This window comes from Chitinophaga sp. SYP-B3965 (assembly GCF_009647655.1).
GTDB lineage: Bacteria > Bacteroidota > Bacteroidia > Chitinophagales > Chitinophagaceae > Chitinophaga.
In genome coordinates this window covers 3,245,340-3,262,268 of the sequence record NZ_WJFD01000001.1, presented here as the reverse complement: position 1 = coordinate 3,262,268, position 16,929 = coordinate 3,245,340, and the positions used below count along the sequence as shown (strand labels likewise).

Here is a 16,929-nt window from a genome sequence, read left to right as displayed (position 1 = left end):
CCCGATACCTTATCTTAGTGGAAGTAAAAATTCCACAATGATCCAACGGGTAATATTCATGTTACTGCTTTGCAGCACGATAGCGAATGCGCAAAATAAGGCCAAACCAAACATCATCTTCATCCTGGCCGATGATCTTGGTTATGGAGATGTAAAAGCCTTAAACCCCGCCGGAAAAATCTCCACACCAAACATAGATCGTATCGCCGGCACCGGGGTAACGTTTACAAACGCCCACAGCAGTTCAGCAGTGTGTACCCCTTCCCGTTACAGCATCCTCACCGGCAGATACCCATGGCGCTCTACTTTACAAAGTGGTGTACTCAATGGTTACAGCAAGCCGTTGATAACACCTGATCATGCAACAGTAGCGGCCTTCCTGAAACAAAATGGCTACAGCACCAGCTGCGTAGGCAAATGGCATTTGGGAATGGACTGGGCACTAAAACCAGACACTTCCATAAAGGAAATTGAAAAGAGGATCGACTTTACCGGAAAGATAAAAAACGGTCCTACAACAAGAGGATTTGATTATTACTATGGCATCAGTGCATCGCTGGATATGCCACCGTACATCTACATCGAAAATGATCACACCGTTGGCCTTCCCACAGTAAGTAAAAAATGGGTGCGTGCCGGCATGGCTGAAAAAGATTTCGAAGCCGTAGATGTATTGCCAACTCTCACCAATAAAGCATGCGAAAGGATCGTTACGCAGTCTAAACAAAAAAATCCGTTCTTCCTTTATTTAGCATTGCCTTCACCACATACACCAATTGTTCCCGGCAAAAGATTTGAAGGTAAAAGCAACCTCACCCAGTATGGTGATTTTGTAATGGAAACAGACTGGGCAGTAGGAGAGGTGTTAAAAACACTGGATTCCCTGGGCCTGGCAGAAAACACCCTCGTTATATTCACCAGCGATAACGGCTTCGCACCTTACGTACTGAAAACCTTCAACGTAGAAGCGCTGGGCCACTATCCGAGTGTTAACTTCAGAGGATATAAAGCCGATGTATGGGAAGGTGGCCATCATGTTCCATTCGTGGCACGATGGCCGGCAAAATTCAAAGCGGGTTCCCAAAACACAAACGTAATATCTCTGACAGATTTCATGGCTACCTGCGCAGATATCCTACAGATACCTTTACCCAATAACATGGGAGAGGACAGTTACAGCATATTAAAGAATGCCCGCCCGGCTGTGATAAGCCATTCTATCAATGGGAATTTCACCATCCAGAATGATAAATGGAAATTAGCCCTGTGCCCCGGTTCCGGTGGTTGGGCCGCTCCATTGAATAAAGCAGCTTTCGAACAGGGATTACCCGAAGTGCAGTTATACAATATGGTATCAGATACCAGTGAAAAGAATAATGTGGCCGCAGCAAATCAGGATGTGGTAAAAGAACTCACCGCCTTGATGCAAAAATATGTGGCAGACGGAAGAAGTATGCCCGGCAAACCGCTGAAGAATGAAGCGAAGGTAGATATCAGAAAGCGGCAACAATACGCCAAATAATCAGGCACATTACAACTCCGGCAATTGAAAAAATTATCACGCTAATTTTTTCAATTGCCGCTTAGCTGCCTTATGCCCTCCTCGGTAACTTATACCACTTCATTGCCTTTTTATGATCCTTCATTAGTATCTTCCTCTTCATCTGCCTCCCCTTCCGCATATTCCCAATCTTCATTTACATCCTGCCGCCAGGCATTCCATCCATATTGCAAATGATAGATCTCATTTATAGAAGGATCCAGTTTTGTAATTGATTCAAGGCTTACAAGCATCGCATTATCGGGGCTGGGATCATCACTACCATAGAATTGCCAGTCACCATCAGCATCGTGATAAACATATAATATCGGTTTGCCTGCCAGCACTTCTTTCGTGGTGTACGCAACCACATTTTTTTCCTCGTAAAATTTGAAGTCTATATCCCTGTCCAGCAATGGTTGTTTGAATTTCCACTCCGGGTTGAAATTTTCATTCCAGGGGAGGTTATTACCCTTATCCGGCCAAATGAGTTGTAATACAGGAAAATCGAATGACTGATCATAGAACCATCCGCCGTAACCCAGGTAGTTTTGATAAAATGCTTTATCCACGGCCAGGAACTGCACATCATGCCCTTCAAGGAAACCCGTGTATGCTTTATCCGTCACTAATTTTTCCCCACTTTGCACCAATTCGCTGGCATAATTTAAGAGATCTCCCAGCACTTCTGTTTTCAGGCCAAAACAAATTACTTCCGGGTGCCCGAATTTTTGATAAAGCCCAATGGAATAGGCAAATGCCGGCAGGTAGTTATCAGCTTCGATAAGTACGAGATGACAGCCATACTGCTCAATATTGTTGAGGATGAGTTGTTTGTCTTGTTCAGGTGAGCTTTGAGTCATTTGAAAGGTTTGGAGATTTTATCGTAGTAGTATCTCACGGATGCTGGCAAGATGATGATCATCATGCTCTGCCACAAAATGGGCGAGATCAATAATACGCATAGGTGTTTTTAAACGGGGGTGTAAAGCAGTGTTAGCTAATTCTTCATCATTCAAATCAATTAGCTTATTGGCAAATTGTAACCTTTGTTCCCGGAACTGCTGTTGTAATAGTTGTAGGTCCGCTGCGTTATGATTAGCAGTATGCGTTCGCTGATTAGTGAGATCAGCTACCCTTAGTTCTGTCAGTCCGTTGATAAGATCATCAAGCCTGCCAAGCCATAGTGGCTCAACATCAGAGAGGTGCCCTATTTGTTCCTTGATCGTCCATTTATCATCCAACCTTGAGATCAGCGAAGAAGGATCAAGGTGCCTGGTTATTTCTTCTATCCGTGCAGGCGTACCAATCAATCGTTCAATAATGGAAGGCAGGATGCCATTATCTTCAATTAAAGGAAATTTCCTTTTAAACCATTCCGTTTTTTGCATGGTTATATAGATTTTGAATAACACCAAATGTAAAAAAAAGTAGGCGGATATGGTAATGCTGCCCGGGTAATATCTCTCCAAAACCACTATCTTTAAGAGGTGTTTTTATCCTTTCTACATAATATATTATTGCTGGGAACAATCCAGGGATTTATCATTGCTGCCTTACTTTTTTTCTCCGGGCCACGCCACAAGCATACCCGTATATTCGCATGGCTGATGCTCCTGGTTACCCTGATATGCCTTAATCAATACCTCTATGAAGATGAATGGGTACAGGGCAATTCTTTAGCGCGCTTATTGCCAGACCTTATTCCCCTTTCACTACCAATGGCTGTAGGCCCCCTTATTCTGTTCTATATCAAAGCAAATAGCATCAACAAAAAGGACCGATGGCATTTCGCGCCCGCTCTGATAGACCTGGTCCCTTACCTGACAGCCTGGCTCTTTATCATCGGCTTCTTTAGTAGGATTTGGAGCAACCCCGGCCCCTGGGGATACTTTATGGATGAATGGAACAAGTATGCGGATATCCCCCGCTGGATCTCCATCACCACTTACCTCTTTTTTGCCTGGCAATACCTGAAAAAAGACCTCCCCAAATGGCCGAAACATTTCCTCCTGGGATTTTCATTATTCCAGGCTATCTGGTTCGTGTACCTTGTCCCTTATATTTTTCCATCCCTTCGCCCAGGCTGGTGGGATAACCTCACCTGGTTCCCTGTATATGTTCCACTGGTGATACTAATTTATTGGATGGGCTTCAATGGCTTTCTGCAATCAAGAAAAGAAAAGCAGGCAGCAGCAAGACCAGTCACATTACCCGACCAGACAGTACGGGAAACAATCATCCAACTCACAAAAGCCATGGAAACCGACAAGCTCTATCTAAACCCCGAACTGAACTTGTCTATGTTGATACAACATACCGGCCTTCCGCAGAAAACCATTTCCGCCGTACTCAACCAACATCTTCACAAAAGCTTTAACGAGTATGTGAATACCTACCGGATCGAAGCATTTAAGAACAGGGTGAAGGAGCAGGATATTTCTCAGCTCACCATCGCCGGGATAGCCAAAGAATGCGGCTTCAGTTCACAGGCTACCTTTCAACGGATTTTCAAACAATACACCGGCATGGTACCCTCCGCTTACCTCAAAAGCTGACGCATGGCTGATCTTAATATGCCTCATCGCTAGGTTTGAGCATTGTTAGTCAGGAAAAAAACACCACTTTCCATGAACTTTGCTCAAAAAAACAATGAAGATTTTCTTATTCGTTTGGGCATTTTTTATCCCCCTGATGGGAGCTGTAGCACAGCAATTTTCAAAAGCAGACCTGGTAAAAGACCTGAATTATGCAGAGAAAGCATTACGGGAAACCCACCCCGGATTATTCAGGTATCAGTCAAAACAACAGTTTGATAGTAACCTGGCCGCTACCTACGCGCAGATCAAAGACAGCATGGACCTGCGGGATTATTATGAAGTGACGGCCAGGTTTATTTCCAGCATCCGGTGTGCCCATACGGTAATCATTCCCACTGCCAACTGGTCTGATACCCTTTATAAAGCCCGGTACTTTTTCCCTTTCCAGATTTACTTCCTGGAAGGAACAGCCCACTTGCTCATTAACAGGTCCCAAAACCAGGACGTAAAGCCGGGTTCTGTACTTTTAGCCATCAATGGCCGGCCTATAAATGATATTGTCCAAAATATCTTTCGCCACCTTTTTGCGGATGGTGCTAATGAAACATTGAAATACATGCAGATCCAAAACGTCCTGTTTTCCTATTATTATAATTTATTCATCGAACGGGCAGATTCTTTTCATATTGAATACATCAACCAGGAAGGAAAGCGAAGGAATGTGACCCTTCCGGGAGTAGGTATGGAAGAAGGAAATAAATATGCGCAGGCAAACCCCGTAAACAAGGAAATACTGGAGGGCATCCGCAAAGAAACGGCACAGAAAAGTGAACCACGGCAGTTTCGCATCAATAGTAATACAAGCACCGCAACAATTGTTTTACGTGAATTTTATGGAGGGCAAACCGGAGAGGAGGCCCGGCAGAAATTGAAGCACTTCATGGATGATGCTATGACGAAGATCCAGGAGCAGCATATCAAAAATCTGGTAATAGACCTCCGTAATAACAGTGGTGGATACGATTCCCAGGGGCAGGAACTGCTGACTTATTTTATACAGCAACCGTTACGGTATTATAAGAGTATGCATACTATAACCTACAATTCTCCATTCCTTGCACAGTCGAGCGTTTCGGAAGAAGAACGAAATGCAATTGCTACAGGAAAGCTGCTGATACCACAGCCAGATAGCACCTTTCTGCTTACAGAACAGGTGAACCCCACTCTGGGCATACTCCAACCAAAGCCCAATGGATTCAGGGGAAAGGTCTACTACCTTGTGAATGGTGCCACAGGATCCGCTACAGCAGAATTTACCGCAGTAGCACACAGTCTCAAAACAGGCGTATTTATTGGAGAGGAAACAGGGGGGAATTATACAGGTGGTAATGGTTCAGAATTTGTAGCACTTCGTTTACCCGTTACAAAAATGCCGCTGATGATCCCGCTTGTTTATTATTGCAATAATGTAGAAGAACCAGGAGAAAAGGGGAGAGGCACTATCCCTGATCACCAGGTACCTTACATCTTGCAAGACCTGTTAACAGGTGTGGATACCCAATTGGAGTTTACATACAGGCTGATCGAAAAGCAAAAATAAAAAGATGGCCCCGCCTGCATAAAGCAAACGGGGTCATTTAAAAAAATCACTTAATCAAAGGAAACACCGCACTCTCCACATGTGCAGCATTGATATAATCCCCCATCTGTTTCACCACCACAGGATTCGAGGCTGCAACATCACGCTGCTCCGCCGGGTCTTTACTAAGATCATACAACTCCAGCAGTGAATGACTATCTTTTGCAACATTCAATCGCACCGCTTTCCAGTTCCCCATTCGTAAAGCCTGCCGCCCACCACTTTCATGAAACTCCCAGTAGAGATAAGGATGCTGTGCTTGTTTACCTTTCCCCAATAGCGTAGGAAGGAAAGAGATCCCGTCTGTATATTTGGGAGAAGGCGCCCCGGTGATATCCACAAACGTAGGCATCAGATCCCAAAATGCACCAATGAAATCACTCTTGCTTCCTGCTTTCACTTTCCCCGGCCATTTTACGATGAAAGGAGTTTTGATACCACCTTCGTAGAGGTCACGTTTAAAACCACGCAGGCCACCTGCGCTGTTAAAGAATACAGGATCTGCACCACCTTCTCTGTGTGCACCATTATCACTGCTGAAAATAACGATCGTATTTTCCGTTAAGCCCAGGGCATCCAGTTTGTCCAGTATCTGTCCAACATATGCATCCAGACGGGTTACCATGGCAGCGAAAGTAGCACGCGGTTTGTCAACAGAAGCATAACCAGCTACCAATGCACCGGGTCCATAACCATCCCCTTTAAATGGATGCTCTTCAAAACTGTTTTCATATTGTTTGTAATAAACATCATCCGGCCCTTGTAATTCAGCATGTGGCAGAACGCTGGGAACAAAGAGGAAGAAAGGTTTATTTTTATGCGCTTCTATGAACGCCAATGTTTTTTCCTGGATCAATGCGGGTGCGTAGATGTTCTTTTGCGTAAGGTCATTTCCCGTCAGCGGTACTTTTTCATTATTACTCCAAAGGTGTGTAGGATAATAACGATGAGATTGGCGTTGGCAATTATATCCAAAGAAAACATCAAACCCTTTTTTATCCGGAGCACCGGAAGTACCAACCATACCCAATCCCCATTTGCCAAAAGCCCCGGTGGTATAACCTGCTTTTTGCAATAGCGAAGCATAACTTTGTACCGTATCTGCTAAAGGCTCTTGCCCTTCCGGTTGTATTTCCTTGTTACCACGAATATAAGTATGCCCGCTATGCTGCCCCGTAAGGATACAGGAACGGGAAGGCGCACATACAGAAGTACCTGCATAGAAACGCGAAAACAGCATCCCCTTTTTAGCGAGCCGGTCGATATTCGGCGTTTTGATCTTTGTTTGTCCGTATACACCCAGGTCACCATAACCCAGGTCATCCGCCAGGATAAAGACAATATTAGGTTTTTGCTGTGCCTTGAGGCCAACAGTAGATATCAATAGGATGCTTATCAATACAAAGAGTCTCATCATGGGTCTTATGTTTTATTTCCACATTGGTTAGGCAGAAGCAGATAAAAATAATAATAATCCGGGAGACACAGTTGCTGTATGATGAGATGGGAAAGATGGTGCATGCTCATAGGAATCTAATATCACAGATTCGTTTGACATAGGCTAAAGATTCGCTTTATTTTCTGGTATCTTATGCTTATCTTTATACTATGGCAGTATATAAACGTAATAGCATCATGCGCGGCGCAAGCGGCAATTTCGGAGGCGAATTAGTCTTCCGCCAGCGAAACGGCAAAACCGTAATATGTAAGCCCCCCTGCAAATACCCTCCCAAAACCGCTACCCAGATAGCGAACCAGGAACGCTTTTCAAGAGCCAACGACTTCGCCAAAGCCGCCGTCAAAGACCCGGTAAAGAAGGCCTACTATCAATCCATAAAGAAACCCAACCAAACCGCCTTCAACGCAGCTTTCCAGGATGCTTACCACAAACCGGAAGTAGAAGTAATTGTAGAAGAAAAGGTAGTCATCAAAGCAAAAGCCAAACACCCCATAGTAAAAGTGCAGGTAGGCACAGGACATGCCGTACTGAATAACAAACAATGGGAATTCCCCCTTATAGAAAAACCCTTCACCGTAAAAGTCTATGATATAGCCGGCAACATCTGCACACAGGAAATAAGAACATAGGGAACAAAATAATCCAGGGCAGCATAAAAAACACTACCCTGGATCATTTCAGATAATGAGCTGTTAACGTACTTTTCTGTACTTGATCTGATCATTTATCACCAGCACTGAATCCCCGTAGTTTTTATACTGAAGGATAGTGGTGTCTGTGCGCCCCCTGGCGACGAAATAGAGCGAATCATTTGTTTGTTGAATAAACCCTGCTGAATCAATACTGATCCCTGGGTTAACGCCTATGTAACGATATTCCCCTCTGATCGGATGCGCCGCCAGATCAATGGAATTGGAGAAGATGGAAAAAGTGCTCCCATTGGAGATCTCCACCCAGTTCGTTGTTCCCGTTCTACTTTCAATTTCTTTCCAGGTAGAAACATACCCATAAGTGGCGTAATCAATTACTTTTTTGCTGTCATCTTGCTGTTTGGTACAGGCATAAAGCGATAGCATAAGCACCGCTGCCGGCAGGATAAATTTACTTTGCATGGTTCCGTGGTATTTTGGACCAGTGAAAGTAATAAAAATATTTCCGGATTAAAATAGGGCCGCCTCAAAAAGAAGAGACGGCCCTTTATGCGTTTAGAAACACTTCGTTCCTTTCTGCCCGGAAATATATTGCGATTGAATGGCGTCTGCCTGTGGAATACTTATCTGATAATTCTGAAGAGCAAAATCACTATATGCCTGATTGTAGCCGGTTAGATTACCACTTTCGGAATATTTCTGTTGCAGCACATCATCCAGGCCCATTAATGCCAATGCAGTGGCATCCGTATAGTTTAAACCAAAACTGTTCATCATAACGTCCCGCATGGATATGATCATGTTTTTGAACATATCTTCATGGGTAGAAAAATTCGTTAATGGCCCAACGGCAAATGCATCCTGCCAAACATAAAGATAGCCATGTACGATTTCATGAAGAATGGTTATACCTGCTATTTCCTGCGTGGCATCGGGTTGTGTAGCCTGCTCCCAGAATCCGGGATTCAACTCTATCACCCAGGTATTACCATCCGGATGAGAGTCCCCGGGTTGATCTGCCGGAAGATTACGATTCTCCTGGAATTTAATATTCCAGTTGACCGTTTGATTGTTGTGAAAGATCAGCAGGCTGTTAGCAAAGATATTCAGGTTGAAATTCGGCAGTTTCTCCTTGGCAGCTACTATGCAGGGGTTTATAAATTGATTGATGATAGACTGAATGCCGAAAAAAGGAATAGCTGGTGCGTCCGATCCGCCACCACCACCTTCACCGGGAGGTGCAGGATTATCATTAGGGTCAACTCCTCCGCCACCGCCACCGCCGCCAGTACCACCATCACCAGAGATAGTGCAACCCAGGGATTGGGTGTAAGTATAACTGTATTCCCCGCCCACATATATATTCCATTCTATGTAACTACAGTTGATCGTATAGCTGGCCATAGTTGCGACAGACGACGGCGCTACTCTTGCTGTAGGGTCTGTTGATATTATACCGGGCTTTTTATCCAGGCGGATAGGTCTTGCAAGTCCTCCCTCATAGTGATAGGCTCTTTTGGTCTGCATGTTCCAGTCATTTACAATAACGATCCCGGAGAAAGGCCCGCTTTGGTTTTTGCGATAAACAGAATCCGGTATGGACATCACCACATCTGCCTGCATTTTTCCTTTGGCATCTGTGTAGATCATCAGTTTGGAAAGTTTATCTACATATGATCTTGCATGACCTCCAGAGCTGGCCATGCCTATCATCTGCTCTTTAAAGTCCAGCGGAATGGTCACTACTTTTCCCATTGCCAGGTTTTGAATGTGGGCTTTTTCCCAATCAGCAGCTTTAGTCAGGGTTTGCAAAGGGGTAGTAGTTGATGCGCCCGAAGTTGTTTTAACCTGTGCATCGAAAAATTGCCTGGCAGTTTCCAGTAACTGCTCGTCTGGCCCTTTTACAGCTTTCTCCTTTTGACAACTAATGTTTGATAAGAATAGGAGGGTAGTGAATAGGGCTAAGAAAACTTGTTTCATAGTAAATGTGATTTATGTTAGGTGAGGGTTATACGAAGGGCTCTCTACATCAATTTACTTATTTAAATCAAACCAGCATAACCAATTAATAGTATCGGATAATTACATATTAATTTAACTGATCCACTTATCTGAAATTCAGATGACTATAACTTTAACTCCTGTGAAAGAAAAAAGGCTACCTTTTTAAGATAGCCTTTTTTAAATAATATAAGCGCTTGTTGGTTTCATTTCTCACCACTTGCACCACCACTTTTTTTCTCCTTCACCTTTTTCTCTCTCCCCGCATCACGCAACGCCTTCGCAATGATCCACTCCATCTGCCCATTCACACTCCTGAACTCATCCGCCGCCCAACGTTCCAGTGCATCATAAGTTGCACCGTCAATACGTAACACAAAAGATTTCTTTTCCTTGCCCGCCATAATTTTATGAATATAAAGATCCGGTATTCAGAACTGGTTGAGCACCTCTCTCTCCACACAATACTACTAATAAATTACTCACCATTGCCGCTTTCCGTTCTTCATCCAGGGTAACGATCTGCTTCTGAGATAACATCTCCAACGCCATCTCCACCATCCCCACAGCACCTTCCACAATCTTAGACCTCGCTGCAACGATCGCCGTAGCCTGTTGCCGTTGTAACATAGCTCCTGCAATCTCTGGAGAATAAGCGAGGTGACTGATCCTTGCTTCCAGCACATGAATGCCAGCAGGAGAAAGTCTTTCATTCAATTCCAGCTCCAGCATATCATTCACCTTCTCACCACCATCACGTAAAGTAAGCTGATCCGGACCAGCTTCCATATGTTCATAAGGACAGCTCCCTGCCAGATGCCGTACCGCAGCCTCACTCTGTATCTGCACATATTGATGGAAACCTTCTACTTCGAAAGCCGCCTTATAAGTATCCTTCACCTGCCATACAATAACAGCAGCGATCTCAATAGGGTTACCCATTTTATCATTCACCTTCAGGGTTTGCCCGTTCAGGTTGTTGGCACGCAAAGAAATATTCTGAGAACGGAAGAGCGGGTTCACCCATAAAAGACCGTTCTGTTTAACACTACCCACGTATTCTCCAAAGAAGGTCAATACACGGGAGTGATTAGGGTTAACGATCATGATGCCTTTGGCTATAAAGATGAACGCAATGAAAAGGACAACGCTCAACCAGGACAAGCCCGGATTATTAGCCGCCAGCACAATGGAGTAAACACCCAAAAGAAAAACAAGGATACATAATACAAATGCAAGGTAGCCAGACATTGGCTTGGTGATCTTTTCCATAAGGGGATTATTTAAAATGATATCAATTTGATATCAAATATACTATTCCTTCCCTAATAAAAAAAATGCATCGTGTAATTCATACACCAATAAATATTTAAAAAATAGCCGGGCCAAAAAGTTTTAAATTAGAAGAGAATGACTATTTTGGGTCAGTAGTTAACCGGAAAAAGGCATTTAAGAAGAGATATTTAAAAGAGTTCAACCAGGATCAACAGCATTTTATCAACCGAAATTTTTTATGTACAATAGCTATTCAGACGAGCAATTGTTATCTCTTTTAAGAGATAGCGATATCGGAGCGTTCAATACAATTTATGATCGCTACAGCCGTCCTTTACATCTTTACATCCTCAGTAAAACAGACCGCGGAGAAACCAGCAAAGACGTGCTGCAAGACCTGTTTGCCACCCTATGGGAAAAACGTTTCACCTTAGATATTCAATTGTCTTTACGTTCTTATTTATACCAGTCCGTCCGCCACAAGATCATCGATCTTTACCGAAAGGACAGCACCTACCGCAAGTACCTTCAGCAACTGATAGAACATTTTGACGCACAACCCCACAACATCTCAGAAACCTACGACTACAAAGCGAAAGCCAGCGAAGTATTCGAAGCCATCAACCGCCTCCCGGCCCGCATGAAAGAAATATTTATGCTCAGCCGCTTCGAAAACCTGAGTATCGAACAAATCGCCTCCCGCCTGGACCTCTCCCAACAAACCGTAAAGAACCAGATCACCAAAGCCCTCAAGATCTTACGCACCCACTACACCCAAACGGATCTATTGGTAGTAGCGGCTATTCTTACTATTCTTTAGTAGAAGCTTTCTTTGTAACGTCTACTCCTCACTATTCTCAAAAAAACTCCTTCCTAAAAGAAAAAAGGCCCTCTCCAATAAAATTTCCTTCTTAAAAAAGAGAAGAAAACCGCCCTTTGCAGCGCGGCAAACTCCCGACCATTCTCACAAAGAACCTCCCCCAAAAGAAAACCCTTCTCCAAAAAAAAGAGAAGAAAACCGCCCTTTGCTGCGCGGCAAACTCCCCACCATTCTCAAAAAGAACCTCCCCCAAAAGAAAACCCTTCTCCAAAAAAAGAAAAAAACTCCGCCCTTTGCTGCGCGGCAAACTCCCAACCCATTCTCAAAAAGAACCTCCCCCAAAAGAAAACCCTTCTCCAAAAAAAGAAAAGAAAACCGCCCTTTGCTGCGCGGCAAACCCCCAACCCCCTCAAAACCAACCCCCTAAAACTTTTTTAAAAACAGATGGTACTTTCCCAACGTACACACGACTCCCTTTATATCACCAACTAAAAAATTACCGCAGTGGATATTGAACAGATCAAAAAAGTCCTGGAAAGGTATACACAAAACAAGTGTACAACCGAAGAGATAAGGATCATCGAGCAATGGTTTGCGAGCATCAACCAACACCGGTCCGCCATGATAGAAGACGATTTCCTCCAGGAACAACTGGAAGAAGTCCGAATGCGCATCCAGGACCAGATCAACACACCAGAAATACACAGGAGAAAACGCAACTGGCGCCCATGGATATACACTGCCACCGCAGCCATGATCACAGGACTGATAGCATTTACGCTATGGCCAACACCAGAAACGAATCTTGTGAACCCACTCCATCCCGCCGTACAATCTGCTGTGGTAAAAGCAAATAAAGTGATAAGGAATGGTTACGTAGAAGTCTCTACCACCAAGGGTTCCACAGAAAAGGTTGTACTGGCCGATGGCTCCACCATCATCGTCAATTCATCCTCCAAATTACGCTACCCTGAAAAATTCTCCGGAAAGAACAGAAGCATCTACCTCGATGAAGGAGAAGCCTTCTTCAAAGTAGCAGAAGACCCAACCCATCCTTTCGTGGTACACAGCGGAGATATCGCCACCACCGCATTAGGTACATCTTTCAATATCAGAGCGTATTCAAGAGAAAAGAAGATCACGGTAGCATTGCTCACTGGTAAAGTAAAAGTAGATCATGCCCAAAAAACTCCGGTGATACTGAACCCCAGTGAACGTTTAAGCTATGATAGAGTATCCCTCAGCATGGCCAAAACCACCTTTGAAAAAGAAGACGATATCGTAGGTTGGAAACACGGCTTCTTAGTGTTCAAAGATGCCAGCTATGAAGAATTAGTGAATGAAATTGAGAACAGGTATAACGTAACAGTGATCAACGAATGCGAAGCGAAAGAGTGGAACTACACCGGTTTCTTTAAAGATGAGAACTTACAGGAAATAATAGAAACCATTTGTCTAACCAAAAATATAAGCTACACGATCAAGAACGACACAATTTTCCTTAAATGCAAAAACTAGATGTATGAAAAAATGCCTACGCCTTTTATCACTAGTGACTCTTGCGTTGGCCATCACACTGGCGGCTCCTTACACCGCCAGTGCTAATGCCGAGTCGCAGGATACTAAAAACGTCAGTCTCACCATCCAGGTCAGGAATAAGAACATGGAAGAGGTGTTTACTGAAATTTCCTCCAAAACAGGTCTCAGTTTCCATTACGACAAATCCGATCTGAATCTCAAAAAGAAGATTAACCTGAACTGTGTGAAGCAACCCATAGATGAGGTACTTACACTGCTCGCGGAACAAACCGGACTGAAATTTACGAGAAAAAACAGTAAGATCATAGTAAATCAGGAACAACATAACGGATCTTTAACGTCCGTTACCCTGATGAACAGTGGTAATTTAGCTGAAAAAGAGATCCGCGGTACCGTAAAGGACGCAAAAGGAGCCGGCCTTCCCGGCGTAACCGTAGTTGTTAAGAACACCAACAGGGGAACCCAAACCCAGCCTAATGGCGCATTTGTCTTAACCGCCAATCCCGGCGACATCCTGGTATTCCGTTTTTTGGGGTTTACCAGTCAGGAAGTAGCCGTAGGTAGTGGTGATGTGTATGATGTAGTACTGGAAGAGAACAGCCGTTCCCTCAGTGAATTTGTTGTAACTGCTTTGGGCATTCAACGTAAATCCAAAGAACTCACTTACGCTACCCAACAATTGAGCAACGAAGATCTTTCCCGCGTGAAAGATGTGAACGTGATCAACAGCCTGGCTGGTAAAGCTGCCGGTGTAACCATTGGCCGCAGTGCCTCAGGCCTTGGTGGAACCGCCCGCGTGATCATGCGCGGAAATAAATCCACCCGCGAAAATCAGCCCCTCTATATCATAGATGGAGTACCATTAGCGAATTTTTCTCCTTCCCAACCCGCCAATTCATACGGCCAGTCATCTGATATTCAAAGTGGTGCAGGCCGCGATGGGGGAGATGGTATTTCCAACATCAACCCGGACGATATTGAAACCATCAATATCCTGAAAGGTGCTTCCGCAGCTGCTTTATATGGTAGCCAGGCTGCAAATGGTGTGATCATCATCACCACCAAAAAAGGCCGCGCAGGAAGAACAAAGATCGACTTTTCTTCAGACGCTACTTTCGAATCTCCCTTTTTATTACCTGATCTGCAATACAGGTACGGACAAACACCCGGAGGCTCAGGTCCTGGTGATAACCAGAGCTGGGGCCCTAAAGTTTCCAACGTAAAGGATCACGCAAAAGATTTTTACAACACAGGTTCTACCTATACAAATAGTATTGCGCTCAGCGGCGGTAACGAAATTGCACAGTCTTATTTCTCCTACTCCAATACCAGTAGCAAAGGCATTATTCCTACCGCAAAGCTCAATCGCCACACCTTCAATTTCCGGGAAACACTGAAGCTGCTGAACGATAAATTAACCGTAGACGCAAACATCACTTTCCTCGCACAGAATGCAAGGAACAGACCAGGTGTGGGCCTCTATTTTAACCCGCTCACCGGTTTGTATTTATTGCCCCGCGGAATTGATTTCGACAAATACAAAAAGTACGAATACTTCGATAAAGCGAGGAACATGAACCTCCAGGACTGGTGGAACATTAACAACGAAAAAACCTGGGCCGGAGATGCAGAACAGCAAAATCCATACTGGATCCTGAACAGGAATGAGAGAACAGAAATGCGTAACCGTGGCATGGCTTCCCTCTCTCTTAAATACCAGCTGCTGGATTGGTTAAGCGTACAGGCACGCGGTAGCTTTGATAAAAGTTATGACGAGTATGAACTGAAAGCATATGCCAGTACACAAGCCACACTCGCACCCACCAATGGTCGCTACACTTATGAAAGGGAATTCAACACGCAATTGTATGGAGATCTGCTGTTGTCTGCCAACAAAAAACTCAGCGAACACCTGAACATCAGTGGTAACCTGGGCGCCAGCGTAACTGATCTGAAAGCACACGACAGGATATTGTCAGATGTAAACTGGGCCTCCAATCCCGGATTAGTTTACGCCAACAAATTCCAGTTAACCAATATCGATCCTTTAGCTTTAACACAGATGCAAGGTATAGACCAGAAACAAACACAAGCTGTTTTTGGTAATGTGCAACTAGGTTTGAACGACTATCTCTTCCTGGACCTCACCGGCCGGAACGACTGGTCCAGCACGCTGGCATTTACGCCGAAAGAAAAAGGTGGTTATTTCTACTACTCAGCAGGCATTACCGCTGTGATCAGTGAAATGGTAAAACTGCCCGAAGCCATCAACTTTGCAAAAGTTAGATTCTCTTATGCAAGAGTAGGTAATGAAGTACAACCTTACTTCTCCCGCCCTGCAGATTTTAACATGCAGATCGTAGGTGGCCGTCAGGAATTGAACAGTAACCTCCGCGCACCATATCCGGGAACTTTCCTGGAACCGGAAGATAACCGCTCCATAGAAGCCGGTCTGGAAGTACGTTTCCTGAACGACAGACTCTCCCTGGACCTTACTTTCTACAAGAACAATAACTTCAAACAATACATGGAGATCGGCGCGCAACCCGCCAGTGGTTTCCAGATCTATTATGTGAACATGGGTAATATCCAGAATAAAGGGATCGAAGCCATGTTAACCGCAGTACCTGTAAAAGGCAGAGATTTTACCTGGACCTCCAATATCAACTTCTCCGCCAACAAGAACACCGTGATCAAACTGTCTGACGCAAACATCGCAGGAGCAGATCCTACCGCCCGTTTTCAGCTAACACAGTTTGGTTCCAATATGTACGGTTCCTTTATCCAGGAAGGTGGTGCATGGGGTGATATCTATGCCAACCGTACACTTCGCCGTAACGCACAAGGAGCTTTCATTCTGAATGCTGCCGGAGATGGAGTAGAAGATAGTGTTGCATCCAATGCTAACGGTAGTTTTTATGTAGTCGGTAATCCCAATCCTAAGTTCAACCTGGGCTGGAACAACACATTTGATTATAAGAACTTCTCCCTCAGCTTCCTGATCGATGGCCGTTTTGGTGGTAAGGTAATGAGTATGACGCAAGCCATCCTGGATGGTTATGGTGTAACCGAAGCTACCGCACAGGCAAGAGATAACGGAGGTGTAAGCCTGAATGCTGTAACGCAGGATGGTAAACCTTTCACCGGCAAACTGGACGCCAAGAAATTCTATCAATCCATCGGCGGCCGTGCAGGTGTAGGAGAATTCTACATGTACGATGCCACCAACATTCGCTTACGCGAATTGGCACTCAGCTATAAAATACCCGTTAAATCCAAACACATTCGTAACCTGCAAATTGGCATCATCGGCCGCAACCTGTTCTTCTTCAAGAACGATGCGCCATTTGATCCTGAAGTAAGTGCTGGTGGTAACAACAGCTTACAAGGTATAGATGTATTTGGCCAGCCTGCAACACGCAGTTTCGGTGCAAGCCTGAAAGTAGGACTATAAGAGAAGTATTGA

Annotated in this window: 14 protein-coding genes; 7 read left to right on the top strand and 7 right to left on the bottom strand. The window is 44.5% G+C overall.

Translation table 11 applies throughout. From position 1 onward, the window contains the following. Window positions 1–37: 37 nt before the first annotated feature. Complete coding sequence (locus GFS24_RS12895) at window positions 38–1,522, top strand: arylsulfatase (protein WP_153659964.1); 1,485 nt, start codon at window positions 38–40, stop codon at window positions 1,520–1,522. 110 nt (window positions 1,523–1,632) lie between these two features. Here GFS24_RS12895 and GFS24_RS12890 read toward each other — a convergent pair whose 3' ends face one another. Then, window positions 1,633–2,403, bottom strand: a complete 771-nt coding sequence (locus GFS24_RS12890) for a DUF4262 domain-containing protein (RefSeq protein ID WP_153659963.1) — start codon at window positions 2,401–2,403, stop codon at window positions 1,633–1,635. Window positions 2,404–2,421: 18 nt separating this feature from the next. Then, complete coding sequence (locus GFS24_RS12885; protein WP_153659962.1) at window positions 2,422–2,931, bottom strand: DinB family protein; 510 nt, start codon at window positions 2,929–2,931, stop codon at window positions 2,422–2,424. Between the two features lie 219 nt (window positions 2,932–3,150). On the opposite strand from GFS24_RS12885, the gene GFS24_RS12880 reads away from it, so the two are divergent. Together GFS24_RS12880 and GFS24_RS12875 are read left to right on the top strand one after the other, a co-directional pair. After that, window positions 3,151–4,098 carry an AraC family transcriptional regulator gene (locus GFS24_RS12880; protein ID WP_153659961.1) on the top strand — a complete coding sequence of 316 codons (948 nt, stop codon included), beginning with the start codon at window positions 3,151–3,153 and terminating at the stop codon, window positions 4,096–4,098. 94 nt (window positions 4,099–4,192) lie between these two features. Beyond that, window positions 4,193–5,680 (top strand): S41 family peptidase, encoded by a 1,488-nt coding sequence (locus GFS24_RS12875; protein ID WP_153659960.1) that lies wholly within the window; start codon window positions 4,193–4,195, stop codon window positions 5,678–5,680. A 46-nt stretch (window positions 5,681–5,726) separates the two neighbouring features. On the opposite strand, the gene GFS24_RS12870 is transcribed toward GFS24_RS12875, so the two are convergent. Then, the gene (locus GFS24_RS12870) at window positions 5,727–7,136 is read right to left on the bottom strand and encodes an arylsulfatase (protein WP_216647400.1); all 1,410 of its coding nucleotides are present in this window, start codon (window positions 7,134–7,136) and stop codon (window positions 5,727–5,729) included. Between the two features lie 191 nt (window positions 7,137–7,327). Between GFS24_RS12870 and GFS24_RS12865 the strand changes: the two genes are divergently transcribed. Beyond that, the gene (locus GFS24_RS12865; RefSeq protein ID WP_153659959.1) at window positions 7,328–7,807 is read left to right on the top strand and encodes a hypothetical protein; all 480 of its coding nucleotides are present in this window, start codon (window positions 7,328–7,330) and stop codon (window positions 7,805–7,807) included. Between the two features lie 63 nt (window positions 7,808–7,870). On the opposite strand, the gene GFS24_RS12860 is transcribed toward GFS24_RS12865, so the two are convergent. From GFS24_RS12860 to GFS24_RS12845, 4 genes are all read right to left on the bottom strand, one after another. After that, window positions 7,871–8,290 carry a hypothetical protein gene (locus GFS24_RS12860; RefSeq protein WP_153659958.1) on the bottom strand — a complete coding sequence of 140 codons (420 nt, stop codon included), beginning with the start codon at window positions 8,288–8,290 and terminating at the stop codon, window positions 7,871–7,873. 93 nt (window positions 8,291–8,383) lie between these two features. Continuing rightward, window positions 8,384–9,808, bottom strand: coding sequence for a hypothetical protein (locus tag GFS24_RS29090; protein WP_216647399.1), 1,425 nt, complete (start codon window positions 9,806–9,808; stop codon window positions 8,384–8,386). Window positions 9,809–10,035: 227 nt separating this feature from the next. Continuing rightward, a complete protein-coding gene (locus tag GFS24_RS12850; protein ID WP_153659957.1) occupies window positions 10,036–10,233 on the bottom strand; it encodes a DNA-binding protein in 198 nt (65 codons plus the stop codon). Between the two features lie 4 nt (window positions 10,234–10,237). Further along, window positions 10,238–11,101, bottom strand: coding sequence for an SPFH domain-containing protein (locus GFS24_RS12845; RefSeq protein ID WP_153659956.1), 864 nt, complete (start codon window positions 11,099–11,101; stop codon window positions 10,238–10,240). Between the two features lie 241 nt (window positions 11,102–11,342). Here GFS24_RS12845 and GFS24_RS12840 point away from each other — a divergent pair, with 241 nt between their 5' ends. From GFS24_RS12840 to GFS24_RS12830, 3 genes are all read left to right on the top strand, one after another. After that, window positions 11,343–11,924, top strand: coding sequence for an RNA polymerase sigma factor (locus tag GFS24_RS12840; RefSeq protein ID WP_153659955.1), 582 nt, complete (start codon window positions 11,343–11,345; stop codon window positions 11,922–11,924). Between the two features lie 504 nt (window positions 11,925–12,428). Beyond that, a complete protein-coding gene (locus GFS24_RS12835; protein ID WP_153659954.1) occupies window positions 12,429–13,442 on the top strand; it encodes a FecR family protein in 1,014 nt (337 codons plus the stop codon). Between the two features lie 4 nt (window positions 13,443–13,446). Further along, window positions 13,447–16,917 (top strand): SusC/RagA family TonB-linked outer membrane protein, encoded by a 3,471-nt coding sequence (locus GFS24_RS12830; protein WP_153659953.1) that lies wholly within the window; start codon window positions 13,447–13,449, stop codon window positions 16,915–16,917. Window positions 16,918–16,929: the final 12 nt, after the last annotated feature.